The 19,225-nt window shown below is 36.8% G+C and carries 15 protein-coding genes; 12 read left to right on the top strand and 3 right to left on the bottom strand.

Annotation, left to right across the window (positions count from 1 at the left end):
• Positions 1–187: 187 nt before the first annotated feature.
• From MHB53_RS05200 to MHB53_RS05190, 3 genes are all read left to right on the top strand, one after another.
• A complete protein-coding gene (locus MHB53_RS05200) occupies positions 188–820 on the top strand; it encodes an FMN-dependent NADH-azoreductase (protein ID WP_340916087.1) in 633 nt (210 codons plus the stop codon).
• A 500-nt stretch (positions 821–1,320) separates the two neighbouring features.
• Positions 1,321–1,737, top strand: a complete 417-nt coding sequence (locus MHB53_RS05195) for a MarR family winged helix-turn-helix transcriptional regulator (RefSeq protein ID WP_340916085.1) — start codon at positions 1,321–1,323, stop codon at positions 1,735–1,737.
• Between the two features lie 154 nt (positions 1,738–1,891).
• On the top strand, positions 1,892–2,884 hold the full coding sequence (locus MHB53_RS05190; RefSeq protein ID WP_340916084.1) for an LLM class flavin-dependent oxidoreductase: 993 nt from the start codon (positions 1,892–1,894) through the stop codon (positions 2,882–2,884).
• Positions 2,885–3,446: 562 nt separating this feature from the next.
• Here MHB53_RS05190 and MHB53_RS05185 read toward each other — a convergent pair.
• On the bottom strand, positions 3,447–3,740 hold the full coding sequence (locus MHB53_RS05185) for a transposase (RefSeq protein ID WP_340916083.1): 294 nt from the start codon (positions 3,738–3,740) through the stop codon (positions 3,447–3,449).
• A 335-nt stretch (positions 3,741–4,075) separates the two neighbouring features.
• Here MHB53_RS05185 and MHB53_RS05180 point away from each other — a divergent pair, with 335 nt between their 5' ends.
• The 5 genes from MHB53_RS05180 to MHB53_RS05160 all read left to right on the top strand — a co-directional run bounded on the left by MHB53_RS05180 (position 4,076) and on the right by MHB53_RS05160 (position 10,126).
• A complete protein-coding gene (locus tag MHB53_RS05180) occupies positions 4,076–4,483 on the top strand; it encodes a MerR family transcriptional regulator (RefSeq protein ID WP_340916081.1) in 408 nt (135 codons plus the stop codon).
• 39 nt (positions 4,484–4,522) lie between these two features.
• Entirely contained in the window at positions 4,523–5,842 is a 1,320-nt protein-coding gene (locus MHB53_RS05175; RefSeq protein WP_340916079.1) for a hemolysin family protein, read from the top strand.
• A gap of 144 nt (positions 5,843–5,986) precedes the next feature.
• Positions 5,987–6,187, top strand: a complete 201-nt coding sequence (locus MHB53_RS05170) for a hypothetical protein (RefSeq protein ID WP_340916078.1) — start codon at positions 5,987–5,989, stop codon at positions 6,185–6,187.
• Between the two features lie 204 nt (positions 6,188–6,391).
• Positions 6,392–7,012: a DUF3298 and DUF4163 domain-containing protein gene (locus tag MHB53_RS05165; protein WP_340916077.1), complete on the top strand. Its 621-nt coding sequence runs from the start codon at positions 6,392–6,394 to the stop codon at positions 7,010–7,012.
• Between the two features lie 831 nt (positions 7,013–7,843).
• Positions 7,844–10,126 (top strand): Ig-like domain-containing protein, encoded by a 2,283-nt coding sequence (locus MHB53_RS05160; RefSeq protein WP_340916076.1) that lies wholly within the window; start codon positions 7,844–7,846, stop codon positions 10,124–10,126.
• A 42-nt stretch (positions 10,127–10,168) separates the two neighbouring features.
• Here the strand turns inward: MHB53_RS05160 and MHB53_RS05155 are convergent, their stop codons facing one another.
• Positions 10,169–11,038: an AraC family transcriptional regulator gene (locus MHB53_RS05155; RefSeq protein ID WP_340916073.1), complete on the bottom strand. Its 870-nt coding sequence runs from the start codon at positions 11,036–11,038 to the stop codon at positions 10,169–10,171.
• Positions 11,039–12,076: 1,038 nt separating this feature from the next.
• Here MHB53_RS05155 and MHB53_RS05150 point away from each other — a divergent pair.
• From MHB53_RS05150 to MHB53_RS05140, 3 genes are read left to right on the top strand one after another with little or no spacing between them, the layout of a single operon-like run.
• Entirely contained in the window at positions 12,077–13,849 is a 1,773-nt protein-coding gene (locus MHB53_RS05150) for an ABC transporter ATP-binding protein (RefSeq protein ID WP_340916072.1), read from the top strand.
• Position 13,850: 1 nt separating this feature from the next.
• Positions 13,851–14,126, top strand: coding sequence for a hypothetical protein (locus tag MHB53_RS05145; protein WP_340916071.1), 276 nt, complete (start codon positions 13,851–13,853; stop codon positions 14,124–14,126).
• A gap of 11 nt (positions 14,127–14,137) precedes the next feature.
• A complete protein-coding gene (locus tag MHB53_RS05140; RefSeq protein WP_340916070.1) occupies positions 14,138–15,586 on the top strand; it encodes an ABC transporter ATP-binding protein in 1,449 nt (482 codons plus the stop codon).
• A 221-nt stretch (positions 15,587–15,807) separates the two neighbouring features.
• Here MHB53_RS05140 and MHB53_RS05135 read toward each other — a convergent pair whose 3' ends face one another.
• Positions 15,808–16,977 carry a serine hydrolase domain-containing protein gene (locus MHB53_RS05135; RefSeq protein ID WP_340916069.1) on the bottom strand — a complete coding sequence of 390 codons (1,170 nt, stop codon included), beginning with the start codon at positions 16,975–16,977 and terminating at the stop codon, positions 15,808–15,810.
• 266 nt (positions 16,978–17,243) lie between these two features.
• Here MHB53_RS05135 and MHB53_RS05130 point away from each other — a divergent pair, with 266 nt between their 5' ends.
• Complete coding sequence (locus MHB53_RS05130; RefSeq protein WP_340916068.1) at positions 17,244–19,217, top strand: PrsW family glutamic-type intramembrane protease; 1,974 nt, start codon at positions 17,244–17,246, stop codon at positions 19,215–19,217.
• Positions 19,218–19,225 lie beyond the last annotated feature (8 nt).

The raw sequence follows: 19,225 nt of genomic DNA, 5'->3' as shown, positions 1-19,225 counted from the left end.
ACAATTATAATTATAAGAATAACGAAAGTTGGCAAATAAAAAACATTAATGTCGTTTAATATCAGAAGCAGAAAATCAAGATCTATTTTATAAAAGATGACGATCGAATTTGTTGACGTTTATCTGTAATTCATATAGTATGAATTCTAGATAGTTACAACAATGATTACAGAAGGAGATTTACAAAATGAACGTATTAGTAGTAAAAGCAAATAACCGCCCAGCTTCAGAGGCTGTATCAAGTCAGATGTATGAATCTTTCATGAATAATATAGAAGGTGTAAACGTAACAACTTACGATGTATTTGCAGAAGATATGCCTTACTTTGGACAAGATTTATTCAACGCTTTCGGTAAAGTGCAATCTGGTGAAGAAATGACAGATATTGAACAACGCATTTTAGCTGCCAAACAAAAAGCAATGGATGCATTAACAGCAGCAGATATCGTTGTATTCGCATTCCCATTATGGAACTTAACGATTCCAGCAAAATTACAAACATTCATCGACTATGTATACCAAGCTGGTTTCACATTCAAATATGACGAAAATGGCCAAGCAGTACAATTAATGACTGACAAGAAGGCTGTTATTCTCAATGCTCGTGGTGGTATATATTCAACACCAGATGCAGCACCAATGGAAATGGCTGCTAACTATATTAAAAACGTTGTTGGCGGAGTTTTCGGTATGGAGATCATCAATGAAGTTATCATTGAAGGCCATGCAGCAGCACCAGATCAAGCAGAAGCAATTATTGCTGAAGGTTTAGCGAAAGTGGAAGCTGTAGCAAAAGAACTATCAGCGGTATTGGTTTGATTATTAAGTAGGATATCAAGGGCAGAAGTAACTTAGGCATAGCGTTTGTTGTCAAAATTGATTCCATACTAAAGGCAAGTAAGCTCCCCTCTGATTGTAGTTTCACCTTATATTAATCTATACAGGAAAAAGCCATTCACCAGATTGATAAACCACTGAGTGGCTTTTTCTCATTTTTAAAAGATAAGTTGTTAACTATGGGGGCATCTAGCTTGCGAATTGTTAAGTAATTACTTATAAAATGAATGATCTATTCAAAATTGAGCCCCTTATCCTAAAGGAGAGCTCATAGACATTGACTCAGATGCGATTTACTTGTTCGATCGATCGATCGAAGCATATGTCGACTATAAATAATTTAGTATTATAAGGAAGAAGAGCGGCGTGGATTGCTTAATGTCCTGATTTGTTTGACGGGGTATAACTAATTACTTGAATTATAAATGAAATACCCATATGATTAGCATGCTACCTAGTTATTTTTGAAAGAAGGTGGGCTTTTGATTGAAGATGAAATTCGGGAAATTCTTGATGAAATATCAACCCAAATGCGTAGAAATTATTCAGAAATGTTGCGTCAACTAAATCTACATGTTGGTCAAGATCAGTTATTATGCCGATTATGGAGAGAAGATGGCGTTACTCAGATCCAACTAAGCGATCGTTTGAACTGTGAACCGCCAACTGTCGCAAACATGGTAAAAGCATTGGAAAGTTACGGTTTAATTTACCGACAGCGTGATGAAATTGATGGCAGGGTAAACAGGGTTTATTTAACTGCTAAAGGTCAAGATATAAAGGGGCCGATTGAGAAAGTTTGGAGAAAGCAGCAGGATAAGTTAATGGATGGAATGTCAACAGATGAACGATTATTGTTAAAAAAGCTTTTGAAAAAAATGGCTGAGAATATTTCCTAATCTCAGCTTTTTTATAAAAAAGTCATTAGCATACTAATGATTATTATCTAATAGTAAGGTGCGTAAACCATATGTCATTACTCAACCTGAATTGAAATTATTATAAAAAGTCGATTTGCTAACAGAATAAGCTAATTGGAAGGATGTTTAAAAAGTGAAATTAAGTATATTGGATCAAGCCCCCATTACGAAGGGAAATAAAGCTGTGGATGCTTTGAAAAAGGCGGAGGAATTGGCTATTTTGGGAGATGAGTTAGGCTATCATCGAATGTGGTTGGCAGAACATCATGGAACAAATGATTTTGCTAGTTCAGCTCCTGAAGTGACGGTAGCTCATTTAGCTGCTAAAACGAGAAATATTCGGATCGGCACCGGGGGAGTGATGATGATGCATTATTCTCCATTAAAACTAGCTGAGGTGTTTAAAACGTTAAGTGCATTTTCACCGGGCCGGATTGATTTTGGTGTAGGTCGCGCTCCTGGTGGGGACAACCACTCCATTTATGCTTTATCTGAAGGGCGCCAACCGATGATTAACAATATGTATGAAAAATTTAATACGGCACTGCAGTTGATCAGCGACGAAGTACCTGAAGATGGTTTATATAGTAAAACAATCGCTACACCGTCCCAAGTTATTTTGCCAGAAGCTTGGCTATTGGGTTCGACAGGCAATAGTGCTATTCAAGCTGGGCGTAGGGGCGTAGGATATTCTTTTGCACAGTTTTTCAATGGAGAAATGACCAAAGAAATTTTAGCTACATATAAAAAGAACTTTCAACCTTCAGCTTTTATGGAGAAACCGCAAATCAATGTTACCTATATGGTGACAACAGCAGAAACAAAAGAAGAAGCTGAATTTGAAGCAAAGCCTCAAGATATTTGGCGTTTACTGTTTATGAGAGGCAGGATTGAGCCAGTTTTGACACCGGAAGAAGCCCGTGATTATCCATTGACAGAAATGGACCGCATGATCATTAAAGAAAATCGTAAAATTCATTTAGTGGGAGAAGTAAATGAAATCGCAACATTATTACAGGAAGAGCAAGCTCACTATGGATTTGATGAAGCAGTGATTTGTAGCATCCCACATTCACAAGAGAAACGCTTAAATGTTTATCGATTATTGGCACGGGAACTGTTTTAAGTTTTAACAGCTAAGGGCAGAAGTCCGCTTCCTCAACAGATTGTAGTGGCTAGTGAAGGATGAATGTAATAACTATTAAAACCATTAGTATTAATTTATATATAATATATACATTATGGGCGGCACGATGTAAGAAGGTGACTTAATCCATATTCACAAAGCTTTTAGTGGGCAGGCTTGATTGGCCCATAAGATAAAAAACAATAGAAAAACTTACTAAGGGAGGAAGTCTTTCATCATTTTACTTAACTGATGAAAGACTTTTTCTTCTGTTGCAATCTAGGGGATAATTGCCAATCCGTATTAGCGCACTGACATTGAAACTGTTAGTAATCCTTTAATGTATTCGATATTTAAATATTAATATCTTAATCTTACATTTCTTTTTTTTATATTGACTGAATCAATTTCATAAATTCAACCCTAAGGGACATAGTAGGGTAGGTATGATAGATGGACATGAACTAGCGGTAGTCAGTGAGCAAAGACTGATAGGTAGAATGTACTATGAGTTATTTGTAGGACTTTACACATCGCTGATACCGAATATTTGTGACGATTTCTATCTATCGCTTCTATGTTTGTCCCAGATCAGCGCGCCTTGCTTTAAAATATCGACTTCCATTTCTAGCTGCTTATTTCTTTTTCTTAACTTCATCCATTCTTGTTCTTCAGGGCTTCGATTATCTTTCTCTTGATAAGATCCAGACTGTTGGAATGGAGCAATCCATCTGTCTAATGCAGAAGCAGTTAATTCATATTCGCTTACAATTACTTGACGGCTTTTTTCATTTTCATATAAAGCCACCACTTGTTTTTTAAACTCGGTTGAAAAGGTACGTCTTTTTTTAGGCATGGTAGATTCTCCCCTCCTCACTAGTTGTGTATTATTCTACTCGCCCTTATTTTTATTGTCCAACTAAGTGTAGCCTATCCAAATAAAGATGTAGATAGATCGTTAATGGAACTGAAGCAATTATTATATTTCAATACCTTTAAGTATTAAAGTTACTTAAACCCATCATGTGTTTAGGTGCGATAGTTCAGTTATTTAGTTTATAATCTACAGCTTTTTTATTTTTGTAGCAAAATGTACATAAAATATAATAAACTTTCCTAAACCATAACGTTCAACTGTACACTTAATATATTCATGTGTTATGTTATTAAAATCAAAGTAATGTAGGAGGGATGATTCTTGGGGAGTCTTTACTTCGTATAGGTCAAGTTGCAAAGATTAGTGGATTGTCTCTGCGAACCATTGATTACTATACACGAAACGGATTGCTTGAGTATAGCCGATCTGCATCTAATTATCGACTGTATGGACAAGAAGTCCTTCAAACAATTGAACGTATCAAATTGTTAAAAAAACAACGGTTGTCTCTTGAGGAAATTAAAGCTTCTATTCAAACTGTTAATCTTCCATCTAAAGAAAAAATGATACGTGATGTTCAAGCAGATATTGATAGTCTACAGAAAAGATTATCTCAGTTGGAAGAAACAATGAGAGATGCTTCACCAGAAGAGAAAAAACTTATTTCTCAGCAAATAGGAAATCAACTGGCTGTTTTAGTACAGCTTGGAATGTTATTTTAAAAAATTCGGAGGTGAGGCCCCATTTACTCGGGGCCAGTATTGGATATAACCATTATTATTAATTTAATCCTAGTGGCGTTTTTAATTGCACTTACGGCTTTTTTCGTAGGGGCGGAATTTGCGGTAGTAAAAGTAAGAATGTCTAGGATAGACCAATTAATCTTAGAAGGTAATAAAAAAGCAATTATTGCAAAAAAGTTAGTAGATGATCTAGACTATTACTTATCTGCATGTCAATTAGGAATTACAGTTACGGCTTTAGGGCTTGGATTTTTAGGAGAACCTACAGTTGAGAGGATTCTTCACCCGGTCTTACATGATTTAGGAATGCCTGATGCTCTGTCTACAGTTGTCTCTTTAGCTGTGGCGTTGTCGTTAATGACCTATTTGCATGTAGTAATAGGAGAATTGGCACCAAAAACATTGGCCATTCAATTCGCGGAAAAAATGACATTATTATTAGCTGTTCCTCTTTACTGGTTTGGAAAAATTATGTACCCTTTGATTTGGTCTTTAAATGGTTCTGCTAGAGTTTTACTTCGAATATTCGGGGTTAAACCGGCTGATCATGAGCAAGCCCACTCAGAAGATGAATTGAAAATTATTATGGCACAAAGTTTTCAAAGTGGTGAAATTAATCAAACTGAATTATCATACATGAGGAATATCTTTACTTTTGATGAGCGTGTTGCGAAAGATATTATGGTTCCTCGTACACAAATGGTGACATTATCCCAATCTATGAATACAGATCAGATTTTGCCCATCCTAGATAACCATCAATATACACGATACCCAGTCACGGACGATGGGGATAAAGACCAGATGCTTGGTTATGTTAATGTAAAAAAAATGTTGACCGATAATGCTGTTGGTCGTAGCAAACCATTAAAAGAAAGTCTCCAAGAAATGCCACATATCCATGAAATTACACCATTACAAGATGCACTTGTTAAGATGCAAAAAGAACGCGTTCATATAGCTCTTGTCATCGATGAATATGGTGGAACAGCGGGTATGATTACGATGGAAGATATATTAGAAGAAATAGTTGGAGAAATTCGTGATGAGTTCGATGTAGATGAAGTACCAGATATCCAACAAAAAAGCGAGGATCTCTACTATATCAGTGGCCGAGTTTTACTTTCTGATTTAGAGGAACGTTTCGGATTAACATTTAAAGAGATTGAAGATGTTGATACCATTGGTGGTTGGGTCCAACTTAAAAATATGAATGTTAATTTAGAGGATGCTATTGAACATGAAGGTCATCTTTTGACAGTTTTAGAAATGGATAACTATCAAATCCTAAAAATAGCGCTGCATTTGAATGCTTCAAAAGCAGAAAGCGATACCTAACATATCACCACCCTTCGTTTTGGACGAAGGGTGTTTTTTTAATCTCTTTATCAGTATAAAACCCTTCTGTTAAATGATTACAACTCTTTTGGATAAACACAAATCCGTTAATATTGGCAAAGATTTAATGTGCTAAAACATCACATGGAAAATTTATATAAAAAACGCATTACAAATCGTATTCATTACGATTATATTTGGATTGGCTGGAAAGATTTTGAGCATTTAATTCGCGAACTTTTTGAAAAGGAATATAACCAATCGGGCGCCGAAAATGCAGGTGGTGGACCATTGGACTTGGGGATGTTCCTCCTAAAGATGGTGGCCCAAAAATCCTTCTGCTAACTGTCTTATAAAATAGTCAAGTTTGTCAGAGGTTTCAACATAATGATAATAATTATCGTAATACAGACAACGATCCTTCTAAATAATATCCTCTTAATTTATGTGAAATTAACTAGTTTGGTGGAATATCAGCATTTGCCTTCCGCACACAATAACCCTTATTAAGAATACAATGAGATAAAAAGTATTAGAGGATGGGAAAATATGCTTAATAAGTTTCCAGTAGGCATTAAAACGGCTGAAATTAGTAGTGAGCAGGATAAGATAGTTTTTTATCCTCAAGTTTGTGGCGTGCGAAATCAAGATTTAGAAAGAAGCATTAATAGTACGATTGTGTATCAAACCCAGCAGCTCATAAACGAACAAGTTGGGAATATGCCGACAACAGTGGAAGAAATGCTAGGTTTATATGAAATTAAAAACAACCAGCGTCAAGTTTTAAGTCTTTCACTTTCCAATTACACCTACCATTATCATGCAGCCCATGGTATGACGTATATAAAGTCTTTAACGTTTGATCTGCAAAAGGGGAGGATTAGCGAACTTAAAGACCTATTTAGGCCCGGAAGTGACTATGTCCAAAGACTCTCGAGCTTAATTGATTATCAAATTAAACAGCGTAATATCCTGCTCCTCGATGGTTTCACAGCGATTCGTCCCGATCAAGACTTTTATATTGCGGATAAAGTTCTTGTTATCTATTTCCAGCTATATGAAATAACTCCTTATGTTTTTGGTTTCCCTATGTTTCCAATCTCCGTATTTGATTTACAGGATATCATTGATGAAAATGGCCCACTTGGACGAATGGCTGTTAATAATTAATCATCTACTCTTAAAACTCTTAAAATCCCTAAAATATAAAAATCACATTTTGGTTAGGAATGTAAATCGTATCATGAGTAAATGTGGTAAATCAGATCTTTTAAAAATGTAATGTAGGAGGTGTACGTGCATTGCATCTATCTTTCATGAGTCATGGAAAAATTGTTTTGTAGATATTACAAAACTGAAAGGAATTTTCGACCCGCCTCTCAACCTATATTCATTGCCCTATTCTAATTACATGAATGATATGCCCAAGTCGGAATACATCCTCCTGATAGAAACCGTATTTATTATGTTTAGTCACTTGGGTATTTTTCGAACTTCCCTTACACCTTTATGTTCTTTCAGCTTTTCCTACTCCGTTTGCCTCTTCCGAAAACCCGGAATACGTGTGCTTTCCAGTCTGCTGATATGGTTTATTATTGAATTGTAACATTCTCCTTTGATCGTTATGTTATTAAAAGCAATTTTATTGTTTAGTCACAGCCTGTTTCATATATTCAAATAATATTTAAACAAAGCGCATTTTATTTTGCAGCGTTTAATTTAATACTATTAGTTCCTAATTTCAAGGATCATTAATAAACCAGTTCAAAATGAACGGGTTTTTATTATAGAAAAATAAAGTGATCCTGTATATGGTTATTTGTGCTAGTTACCAACGCCTTGCTTTAAATAATAATAGAGCAACATTTTCTGCAAATAGGACAACAAATTTTATAGATTTAAAGTGGTAGTATTATTATGAAGATTCGAAAAGTTACAATTGGATTATAAGATTGGGGATGTTTTCGAAAGTCTATTAAAAATGTAAAGGAGGAAATGCTGTTGAGACATGTAAAAGGTAAAATGACTGTTCTTGTTGCAGCAATTTTATTAATGAGCACTTTACTTTCGGGAGGTGGACTATATCTCGCTGATGAATTAAGTATTGACAGTGTGTATTTTGTGGATGTCGAGCAACTTAAATATCCCGAAAATGCAACGATTCAGTCTCTTCCCGGTGAAAATCGTTATTTAGAAGTAAAAGGCACATTGATGGATGGTAATGAAACAGATCTTTCAGAAGCAAAAATTACCTTGGAAAGTAGTAATCCTGAGGTAGCGATAGTTGATTCAGAAGGAACTGTAAAAAGTATGGCAGACGGTGTAGCGAAAATTACAGCTGTTGTTATTTCTGGAGAGGTAAGAAAGTCTACCTCACTGTTCATTCAGGTAAGAAACCCGGAAAAATGGCTTGTGGATACAGCATTGTTGCATGACAAAATGACGATTGAAATCGGGGAGCCAGCCATATTGGGAGCTGGTGATACAATTCCTTCCATCCAACTGGACCCTCACGCGGAAGGATCCGTTACAGGCGAACTTATCCGTGATGGCATGGTAATTCAAAATCTAACTGAAACGAATCTTCTCGAAGGCAGTCAAGAGCAACTTACATTTTCAGGACAGGTTAAAGAATCAGGACATTACGAAATCCATTTAGAATTCAGTTTTAGTGGTCAACCTATTTTACATGATCGCTTTTATTTTACAGTTATTGATTCATCAGAAATCGGCGGCAATGAGAGCCAGGTAGTCTATTACGGAAAGGATAAGAAATTAGAATACGTTCCGGATTTTAAAGGAAATCAAATTCTTGACTTTTCAAACAGTGGCTATAAAGGCGGAGGAGTTAAAATCCCTAATATACAAGCTACAGTCGTCATTAAACCAGGAGAAGGGGACGATACAGCCAGAATTCAAGAGGCTATTGATCAAGTATCTGCGATGCCAATCTTGGATAATGCTTTCCGAGGCGCTGTCGTACTAGATAAAGGAACCTATGAGATTAGTGGTACGCTACAAATTCAAGCGAGTGGTGTTGTATTACGAGGAAAAGGACAGGCCAAAGATGACACCGTACTGCTAGCAACAGGAATTAAAAAGAGGAATATTTTAGAATTTAAAGGTTTGCCATTGGATCCGCTTGAAAATATAACAACTGATATTACGGAATTATTCGTTCCAGTCGGTTCACGTTCCTTTCATGTTGAGAATCCAAGTGCATTTCAGGTAGGCGATGAGATCATTGTTCGCAGATATGGGAACGAGCACTGGATTCATGAAATTGATATGGACCAAATTATACCACGTCCTGGGGCTGATCCTGACGGGACAGTACAATGGTCTCCGTTCAATTTGGATTTCGACCGTGTGATTACGGGTATTAAAGGAAGTATTGTTACTGTAGATGCTCCTTTGGCTAATTCTATTGAAGAGAGATGGGGTGGGGGAGAGATTATAAAATATGATGACTACCGCATCGAAAATGTTGGAGTGGAGAATCTTCGTGTCGACACCGAGTTCGATCCTAGTGTGACGAAAGAACAAGGTGGTGAAACCTACTATGCAGACGAAAACCATGCACAAACATTTGTAAAGATGGATAATGTAAAAAATGCATGGGTGCGTGATGTGATCGGACTACATTTATCGTATAGTCTTGTCGATGTTGGAAAAACCTCCAAGTGGGTTACGATTCAGGACACCAAATCGTTGGACATGGTTAGTGTTATTACGGGAAGTCGCAGGTACGCTTATAAATACGGTGGGCAATTGCTACTGGCCCAACGTGTATATGCTGAAACGGCAAGACATGCTTTTTTAGTTGATAGCCGCGTAGCTGGACCGAATGTCTTTCTTGACAGTGTGAGTGAAAAAAATTACACAACGAGTGAACCACATCACAGATGGTCAGTCGGTGGGCTTTTTGACAATGTAAAAGCACCTATTTCTATTCAGGACCGCGCGTGGTACGGAACTGGGCATGGCTGGTCTGGGGCAAATTATGTTGCGTGGAACACAGAAGGTGAACTTACGTTACAACAACCTCCGACGGCACAAAATTATTCCATTGGACATGTAGGTACCGTTAACTTAGGTGATTGGCCGCGTGAGGGTGATCTTCGTCCTCGTGAGCAAGGGTATTGGGAAAGCTATGGAAAGCATGTTAAGCCAAAAAGTTTATATTTACAGCAGCTTGAAGACCGGCTTGGCAAACAGGCTGTGAAAAATATAAAGAAAACTAAAGTAGGTGGTAAGAAACTAGATAATCCTACTACGAAGTAATTAGAACGATTCGGTTATACAGCTTATGATCAAGACCAACGATCATTTTTGGAGTAAAGTCATTTTTCTGAATTGGTATGGGCTAATGCCTACACTTTTTTTAAACAACTGGCAAAAGTATGAGAAATTGGTGAGCCCAACAGACTCACCAATTTCTTCTACAGACTGGTCGCTTGACTTTAACAACCAGCATGCCTCCTTAATTCTTCGTGCAGTTAAGTATTCTGTAATACTACTGTCAACGTGCTTCCGAAATAACGAAGATACGTATACCGGAGATAAATGGACGAATTCAGCAAGCGTTTTCAATTTAAAGTGTTCCATGTAATGCTGATCAATCCAATGCATGATTTGTTCGACAGTAGATGGCTGAGATTGTAAATTACCGATAACCTTTACCGATTCTTGCCATATAGGCTTTATTACAGATAGCAAAGAGAGCATAAATAATGCTTGTTTTTCTAGAAGTTCGGTAGGCGACTCTTCTTCAGCATTTTTCTTATAGAGTTTTATGATAGTTTCTAGTTCTGTAAGTTTTTCACTTTTAAGGACAGGATTTATATTTTTATCGTAACACATGCTTTGAAGAAGCTCATAAAGAGATGGAAACTGAGACAGAAAACTTTCTAGTTGCCTTGGTTCAAAAACAATTAAAGAACGAACGTATGGTTGACTAGGAGAAGTCAATAATTGAATATGGTGTAATTGAAATGGTTTGATAATAACCAAAGTACCCTCATCAATATGGAAAATTTGCTGATCGATAATTACTTTTCCAATCCCCTTATGTATATACAATAGTTCCATACCCTGATGTGCATGATATACTTCTGTAAAAGTTTTCGTTCTATTTTGTTCCAAGCGAAGCTGGATAGGGTGTTCATTAAGCTTTAAATAATTTAATATCTTCATAACTTATAATACACCCCAAAAAAATAATAATTCCTACGAATTCAAATATTATCACAAAAAAGCTTTCTGTGCCTGCCTGTCATTCATTAATTGAAAAATGCCCACATTAGTTATAGGATGCGAAACTAGGCAGACAGCAGGAATCGAAAGCCTGTTGATGCGGAACAGCAATTTTGCGCTAAACCCATCGATCCACTGGATAAAAGTGGTTCATGGCAGTGATAGTTTTTAAGAAATCTATATGAAGCCATGCCAACCATTACATATATTCAAACGTATTAAGATTCAAATAGTTGGGTGGTATTTATAATGGTTAATAGTAAAATATACAGATTTTCCTAAGAAATCATGATCAAAAGGCACTCATTTACTTGGGTGTCTTGGTCTATGTACAAAATAAAAGAAGTGTTGATTGTGGCAGGCGAAAAGCCGTGTGAAGATAAAAATTAGACAAACTATAACATCTACTGTTTTAACTGTGGTTGTAATCACACACAATTTCATGAAAGAATTGCAAACGAAAAGCTAGATGCTGTCGATAAAAGGGGGAGATCATGACTAAACCACTGAGTTAGAAAATGAAACAGCTATTCCTGAAGTTTTATAAGGAAAGAAATCACTAAAAAAATAAGAGTTCTCTTTTGAATAGCTCCCTCGTGAAATACATATGAGTCTGTTTGCATTTGAAAAAATGATAGATGGCAATAAATCAGATTGAAAAATATTTTGGAATTAGCTACATCATTACAAAGCTTTTTATTCCTAAATGTAGACCTTTCGCAAATAACCTTTTTGTTTGTGAATGACTAGCTTCGAAAACATTGTTCCCCTTGAAGTTCATATCAAATTCTTGGGGAACCGTTTTAGTTATTCCCGAATTTGACAATGTATCCGTTTGCGTGTTTAATAGTTTTGGATCTCCAGCTGAATTGATTATTTGGACGTAGGGCATTTGAGATTCTATGTTGAAATGTTTTAAGAAAGCATAGAAATGAACATTCGAAAGGAAAATCTGCTTAATTACAAAGGGGGGATCATATGAATATAAGTTCTATAAATAAAGATAAAGGGACGTATACCTTATTAACTGTCTACTTATGGACGCTATCCTTTTTACGCCCCTATTTACTAACTCTCTGTCTTCTTGTTTTATGTGGATTAATCATTACGGGAGTTGAACTTGCCATTCCTAAGTTCATTCAATATTTTATTGATCATATTTTAGCTGAGCAGCAAGCAAATCAATTCATTATTTTAATTTGGGTAATTGTAGGTCTTGTTGTCATGATGTTATTATTTTCAGCCCTCCGTAATTTGGTCCAACGCTCTATGCAAGAGAAAGCTTCTCGTGATATACAGATTTCAATTTATTCACATTTGCGAAAACTCGGCTTTGCTTACTTTGAAAAGCATCCTGTTGGTGAGAGCTTGGCTTTAATGAATACAGAGGTTGCGGCTTTACAAAATTTGTATCGTCAATTATTCCCTTGGATGATAAATGGATTTATATTTTCTATTTGCTCCATATTTTTAATGGCAATGATTAGTTTAAGATTAAGCCTTATCCTCATCCCGAGTTTTTTCCTTTATTATCTATTTGGACCATACTTTGAGAAAAAAGCATCTATTTATGGAAGAAAGATGGCTGATGATCGTGTGCGGTTCAATCAAAAAGTATATGAAAGCATTGTTTCAATCAGTGATCTTCGTGCCAATTCAGCCGAGGCATGGGATCTTCAGGGTGTGGAGACCCAACATAAAAAGTTGAACGAGGCAATGATAAAAACATATTGGTTTGCTTATTGGAGAGGCACCAATCGACGAATGTCTTATTATATCGGGGGAGTTGCTATCATTATTTATGGCGTGTATCTCTCGCAAGCTGGGGAATTACCGACAGGGGCGTTTATAGCTTTTCTCCTTTATTATTTTCAAACGATGCATATCATCACATCTGTTGTCACATCCATTACTGAACAAAAAGTGCTTATGAGTCAAGCAGAAAAACTTTATCGATTTTTACAAATACCATCTGTTGTTGAAGAAGCAAAAGAAATAGAAAGACTAGAAGTGGCACAGGGTAACATTTCGTTCGAAGGTGTTTCTTTTAGTTATCCAGATGGACAAAATGTATTAAATAAATTTAATTTATGCATAAAGGCAGGACAAAAAGTGGCATTAGTAGGGAAGAGTGGAAATGGTAAATCGACGATATTAAAGCTTTTTGGTCGTTTTTATGATCCTACTGAAGGGAAAATTTTATTAGATGGTAAGCCAATTGAAAAGCTATCATTTGAGGATTTAAGAGGAAATCTAGGCTTTGTATTTCAAGAAACCTACCTATTTGGAGCAAGTGTGCGCGACAACATCTTGTTTGGTAGACCAGATGCAACAGAGCAAGAGGTGGTAGATGCAGCCCAAGCTGCCTATGCACATGAATTTATTAGTGAATTACCTCAAGGATATGACACATTACTTGGAGAACGAGGTGTTAGGCTATCCGGAGGTCAAAAGCAGCGAATTTCAATTGCGAGAATGTTTATTAAAAATCCCCCCGTTATCCTACTGGATGAAGCAACTGCGTCTTTAGATACGATTAGTGAAAAAGAAGTTCAGGTGGCGCTCCATAGGCTTATGCAAGGGAGGACAACGATTACTGTTGCTCATCGGTTATCAACGATCAGGGACTATGACAATATTGTAATGGTTGAGGATGGTCGTGTGTGTGAATGTGGAAAGTTTGATGAATTGATGGACCAACAGGGAGCCTTTTATCAATTGGCAGCTGGAAAAACGTTAGAAGGTGCTTAAGATGAAAAATAATTTTAAATGGTTAATAACATATGTGTCACCAGTCAAAGGAATGGTGACTTTAGCGACGATCCTTATGGTTGCAGAATCTTATGCTTTTTTAGCAACAATTGGACTACAGCAAACATTGATAGATGATGTCCTCATTGCCAATAATTATGATAATTTAAAACATGTCTTATATCTTATCATCACAGCTTTTATCGCATATTCCTTTTTATTTACGTTCGGGCCGCATATCATTCATAAAACAACTGCCGCAATTACTGAACATTAGGTCGAAATTTTATGCGTTATATGTATCAGATTCCAACTTCCTCCCTATACAAGGAACGAACAGGTTCCTATGTTCACTATGTGATTCATGATATCGGGACTGTTGGTGGGATGATTGGAAGCGATGTGCCTAGAGGCTTGCAGCAGCTGGGTGCAGCCATTGTTTTATTCTATATTGTGGGTTTTAATAGTGCAGTTATTTTAATATTCAGTCTTGTTTGCTGTTTCATCTATGTTTTATTAGGTCGTTTTTTTTCAAGAAGATTAAAAGCAAATGCGAAACTTGTTCAGGAAGCGCGGTCCAACTTAGTTGTCCACATAGAGGAAGGCATTTCCTCGACAAGAGAAGTAATTGCTTATCATCGTATGAAATGGGAAAAAGCTATATATGAAAGGTTTTTTAAGAAATATTTTGATGCGGTCATAAAAGAAGGAAAACTAATAAATTTGCAATTAATAAGCAGTGAACCGATAAAGTGGGCGTTAACCATCTTTATCCTTGGGTATGGAGGATCTCTGGTTTTACAAAACAAAATGTCTATTGGAGCATTTATCATTTTGTATCAATTTAGTAACCAATTAGTCTCGACTTTTCAAAATCTTTTTAACATGGTGATGGGGTTTTCAGGGAAAATGGCGAGTTTGGATCGTGTTCGGAATGTAATGGATGCCCCGACATGGACGAACGGTAATAAGAAAATCGGCTCTGTTGTAAATACGCTGCAATTTAGGGATGTTCATTTCACATACGGTCAAGAGACAAATGATATCATTTCAAATTTGAATTTCGATATACCAATCGGTAAAAAGGTAGCTATCGTTGGAACGAGTGGTGGTGGTAAGTCTACAATCGCTCAACTTCTTATGCGTTTTTATGAACCTGTGAGTGGGGATATTCTAATCAATGGGAAAACACTTTCTGATGTCAATCGTGCGGATTGGTCAAGCAGGGTTGCGATTGTTTTTCAAGATCCGTATCTTTTCCCGGATACAGTAAGAAACAATATCCTTATGGGAAAGGAAAATGTAGCAGAATCACATCTGTATCATGTTTGTCAGTGTGCAGATATCCACGACTTTATCTTATCTTTATCTAATGGATATGACACGATTGTTGGAGAACGAGGCATTACTCTTTCTGGTGGTCAACGACAGCGCATCTCCATAGCTAGAGCGTTAATTAGAAATCCGGAAATTCTTATCCTGGACGAGGCTACTTCCGCGCTCGATTTAATAACGGAGAGAGTGATACAAGATAATATTGATCACTACAGAAAAGATAAAACAACGATTATCATTGCACATAGATTGTCAACGATTCAAAACTCAGACTGTATTTTTGTTCTTAACCGGGGACGACTTATTGAACAAGGGACCCATGCTGAACTAATGGTAAAAGGAAACGTATATAAAGACTTGATCCATATGGAGGAACAGACCTCACTGAAAGTTATGGTCTAAAAAGGTAGACTATGTTGAGTATTAAATAGGGGGTGTTCAAATATTACAAAGTATTTTAAGAGCCATGTTGTTGTTTTCAAGTTCGGCTTCATCTTTCAAGGTCATCCGAGCTATGAATTTCTCATTATATAAATGTTTATTTTCATAACATCACCTTATTTTAATATATAGTGCCAGGTTCTGAGATAATTCTATATTGTCTTAGAACCTGGCACACTCTTTCAAATCGCTCCATAAATAACTGAGCGTAATCTCGGTTGATGGTAAGCTTCGAAGTTAGGCATCATTTGCTGCATATAAACAGCGGACAATTTTTCCTTTGGATCTATTAAAACCCAGGTGCCTAATAATCCTGACCATCCAAACTCACCGACTGAACTATTAATTCCGCCTAATGCTGGATCAACCATCACTCGGACTCCTAAACCGTACCCGTATCCTGAGAGGTAATTCCAACTGAAGTTTTGGTTATTAGATGTTGTTAGGTGATTCGTTGCCATAAGTTCAATCGTTTTCCGTCCTATGAGTCGTTCCCCATCCAATTCCCCACCATTCGCTAACATATGTGCAAACCGACTATAATCACTTAAAGTGGATAGCAATCCTCCACCACCACTTTCAAATATTGCATTAGGTTGAATATGTACGCCCATTTCCGTATTCTTTGTTAAGCCGCCAACGTCATCACGAGTGTAAAAGCTACAAAGGCGATCTTGCTTATCCTCAGGTATGCGAAAGAACGTATCGTTCATATCTAGAGGATCGAAAATCTCATCTTTCAAAAATTGTCCAAAAGTCTTTCCGGATATCACTTCAATTAGTACTCCTAGCACATCATGACTCAGACCATAATGCCATTGTGTTCCTGGGTCAAAAGCTAAAGGAATAGAAGCTAATGATTTGGACATCGTTCTTATAGTCATTTTTCCACCGAGTTCGTTATTCTGTTCCAATATCTCCATAGCTTTTGCAACGTGGCGTTCTGTTTCGTTTGCGTCTCCGGGATACGTTAGACCAGAGGTCATCGTAAAAAGATCTTTTACGGTAATGGACCTTGTAGCGGGTGAAATGTATTTTTCACCACAATCATTTATTCGATAAACTTGTGGGTCTTTGAACTCTGGTAAATATTCCTCTAGAGGATCATTTAGTAAAAATAATCCCCTCTCATACAACATTAGCGCAGCAGTACATGTGACGACTTTTGTCATTGAGTAAATACGATAAATCGTATCAGATGTAATCGCCTTTTTCGTGTCGGTGTCTGCTAACCCAACAAAATCTTCAAATACTTTTTTTCCTTGATGTATGACAGAACATGCACATCCTGCTGGACCGTTTTCTACGAAGTCGCTTAATAATGGTTGTAGTTTTAATTGTAGTGGATTCAAGTTCTTCGCTCTCCTTCTTAAAACATTTTTTTAAAATTGTATTATTACAATTTCCTTTTCATACATCTAAAGTCCTTTAATTATAGAAAAGTTAATAAAATCTTGTATATTTTGCTACCTTTGGACATTGTGCATTATTTGGATAATTCGACCTATTTAAGCGAGTTGAAATATAAGGTATAGTATGAAACCGTAAGAGGCCGATCAATTTTTCGCCATCAAAGCTAAGAAATGCTTATCAAGTCCATGTATCGGAGTGATGAAGTATGGCAAGTGCGATCGAGAATATAAGATTAATAATAAGGGAGAAGTTAGAGCATATCTATCAATTTTGGCAAGAATGGATTCAAAAGCATCCTATGATTATACGCATTTATACTATCTTTTCCTGGGTTTCTTTGATTGTCTTCATTTTAAGTTTGATTTTCATGGAGGACTCCCGGAAAGTTTTCATTCAGTTTTTTTGGTCGTTTTATGTAATTTTTCAGTTTTGGCTGTTATGTCGCAGTAAAACAATATCTTGGAAACAATACACTTATTTTTTTCTAGCAGGCGCTTGGTTAATAGTACCGCTGAATTCAGTCATTGTGATTTCGATTACTTCTATTTTTGGAGGACAGACCTCTGATGTGTGGAGTCAAGCTTTTTTAACACCTATTGTAGAAGAAATATCCAAATTAATTCCGCTTGGCGTCTACCTTTTGTTATCACGTCGAGCATCATCTTTAAGCTTAAGTGATTATGCTCTAATCGGGGCGGCATCAGGAGCTGGTTTTCAATTTTTAGAGGAAGTGACGCGTCGATTAATCACAGGGGGAAATTATGGAGTTACTTTTCTCGGGGGCAAGGTTCTTCATTGGGATATATCCACATTGTTTCCTGGCTATTTTGAGGAGAGTTTTTTACCTACAAGAATGACCTCGGGGCATGCTTTATTGACAGCTTTAATTGCATTAGGGATTGGAATGGCCTTGAGATATAGAGATAAATGGAAGAATTATGTCTTCATTTTTCCCTATTTACTTTTATTCCTTGCCATTTTTGATCATGTAATGTGGAATGCTAGTTATCAAGCACCAAAATGGCTTAGCGCAATTCATGAATTGCTAGGAAGTGGTTACTCCGAAAAACCACTTTTCCTAATTATGCTTATTACTGCTTTATGTATTGATTATTGGGAATTGAATCGTATACGAGAGAAAATTCCAAAATTAGAATCGGAAAAAGTGATAAATCCTATTACCGAATGTTGGAATCTGATTGTTGCACTTATAAAGGATAGACAGCGATACGGCTATTTACTGTATTTTTATCGGGAACGAAGAGAACTTGGTTATACAATAATGCATGGAAATATGGAAGCAAAGAGGCGTCTCCCAGTATTAAAGACAAATGTTCAGAAATACTTCCAAATGTTAACCCTTATTACAGTAACCGTTTTGATCGCCTTTATTATTTTAGGATGGGATAGTTTATACAGTGGTCAGGGCGAGGATGCTTGTTTTGCCTGTTTATTTGATAGTTTGCAAAACTGGTGGGATGGCCTATCGGGATGGGAAAAAGGAGCCATTATTGCGGGTGCATTTGCCTTATCAGTTCCATTTCTCGGGGTTTGGTCAGCTGTTGGTGCTGTCTCTATGGGCATGGGCGTTATAGCTAGCGGCCAACAAATAGCAGACATAATAAGGAACCCAAAAAAGTTATTGACACCTGAATATGCAGCTGCAGCTGTCTTTACGATCGGGTTTAGTCGATTTCCACTCGGGAAAATTGGTGCGGGAAGAGTATTGAATACAGCAAAGGGATTTACAAGGCATGAATTTACAACTGTAGGTGGACTAACATACCGAACGACGCATGGAACTAACGGCGAGCTACGATCTGTTTTCGCTAAAATAGAAAAGAGCCATCTTGGAACAGGGACTAATACTAATGCTGCTTCCAGAAGATATGCTAGGACACTTGGAAATCAGACAGACGATGCAGGTCATGGAATTGGTAATAATCTTGGAGGTATTGGATCAAGGAACTCTGGAAATATTTTTCCTCAAAGCTTAAACATCAACAGGGGAAGATTTAGGCAATTTGAAGGATTAGTTGCAGACGAAGTTCGTGCAGGTAAAGATGTTTTTGTTCGTGTTACACCTAAATATACTACCGGTTCAACAAGACCGTATGAAGTTCTATATCAAGTAAGGATCGATGGGGATACAATCTCAAGGGTTTTTCCAAATCCATAAATTACATT

Origin of the sequence: Bacillus sp. FSL K6-3431, from assembly GCF_038002605.1 — a bacterium.
Classification (GTDB): Bacteria; Bacillota; Bacilli; order Bacillales; family Bacillaceae_C; genus Lederbergia.
The sequence above is the reverse complement of the archived record's forward strand: the minus strand, read 5'-3'. Positions and strand labels throughout refer to the sequence as shown.

Coding starts and splice junctions, on each gene's coding strand:
- MHB53_RS05150 (WP_340916072.1), top strand. CDS start 12,077: ATGAATATAAGTTCTATAAATAAAGATAAAGGGACGTATACCTTATTA.
- MHB53_RS05145 (WP_340916071.1), top strand. CDS start 13,851: ATGAAAAATAATTTTAAATGGTTAATAACATATGTGTCACCAGTCAAA.
- MHB53_RS05180 (WP_340916081.1), top strand. CDS start 4,076: ATGATTCTTGGGGAGTCTTTACTTCGTATAGGTCAAGTTGCAAAGATT.
- MHB53_RS05140 (WP_340916070.1), top strand. CDS start 14,138: ATGCGTTATATGTATCAGATTCCAACTTCCTCCCTATACAAGGAACGA.
- MHB53_RS05155 (WP_340916073.1), bottom strand. CDS start 11,038: ATGAAGATATTAAATTATTTAAAGCTTAATGAACACCCTATCCAGCTT.
- MHB53_RS05165 (WP_340916077.1), top strand. CDS start 6,392: ATGCTTAATAAGTTTCCAGTAGGCATTAAAACGGCTGAAATTAGTAGT.
- MHB53_RS05130 (WP_340916068.1), top strand. CDS start 17,244: ATGGCAAGTGCGATCGAGAATATAAGATTAATAATAAGGGAGAAGTTA.
- MHB53_RS05185 (WP_340916083.1), bottom strand. CDS start 3,740: ATGCCTAAAAAAAGACGTACCTTTTCAACCGAGTTTAAAAAACAAGTG.
- MHB53_RS05170 (WP_340916078.1), top strand. CDS start 5,987: ATGGAAAATTTATATAAAAAACGCATTACAAATCGTATTCATTACGAT.
- MHB53_RS05200 (WP_340916087.1), top strand. CDS start 188: ATGAACGTATTAGTAGTAAAAGCAAATAACCGCCCAGCTTCAGAGGCT.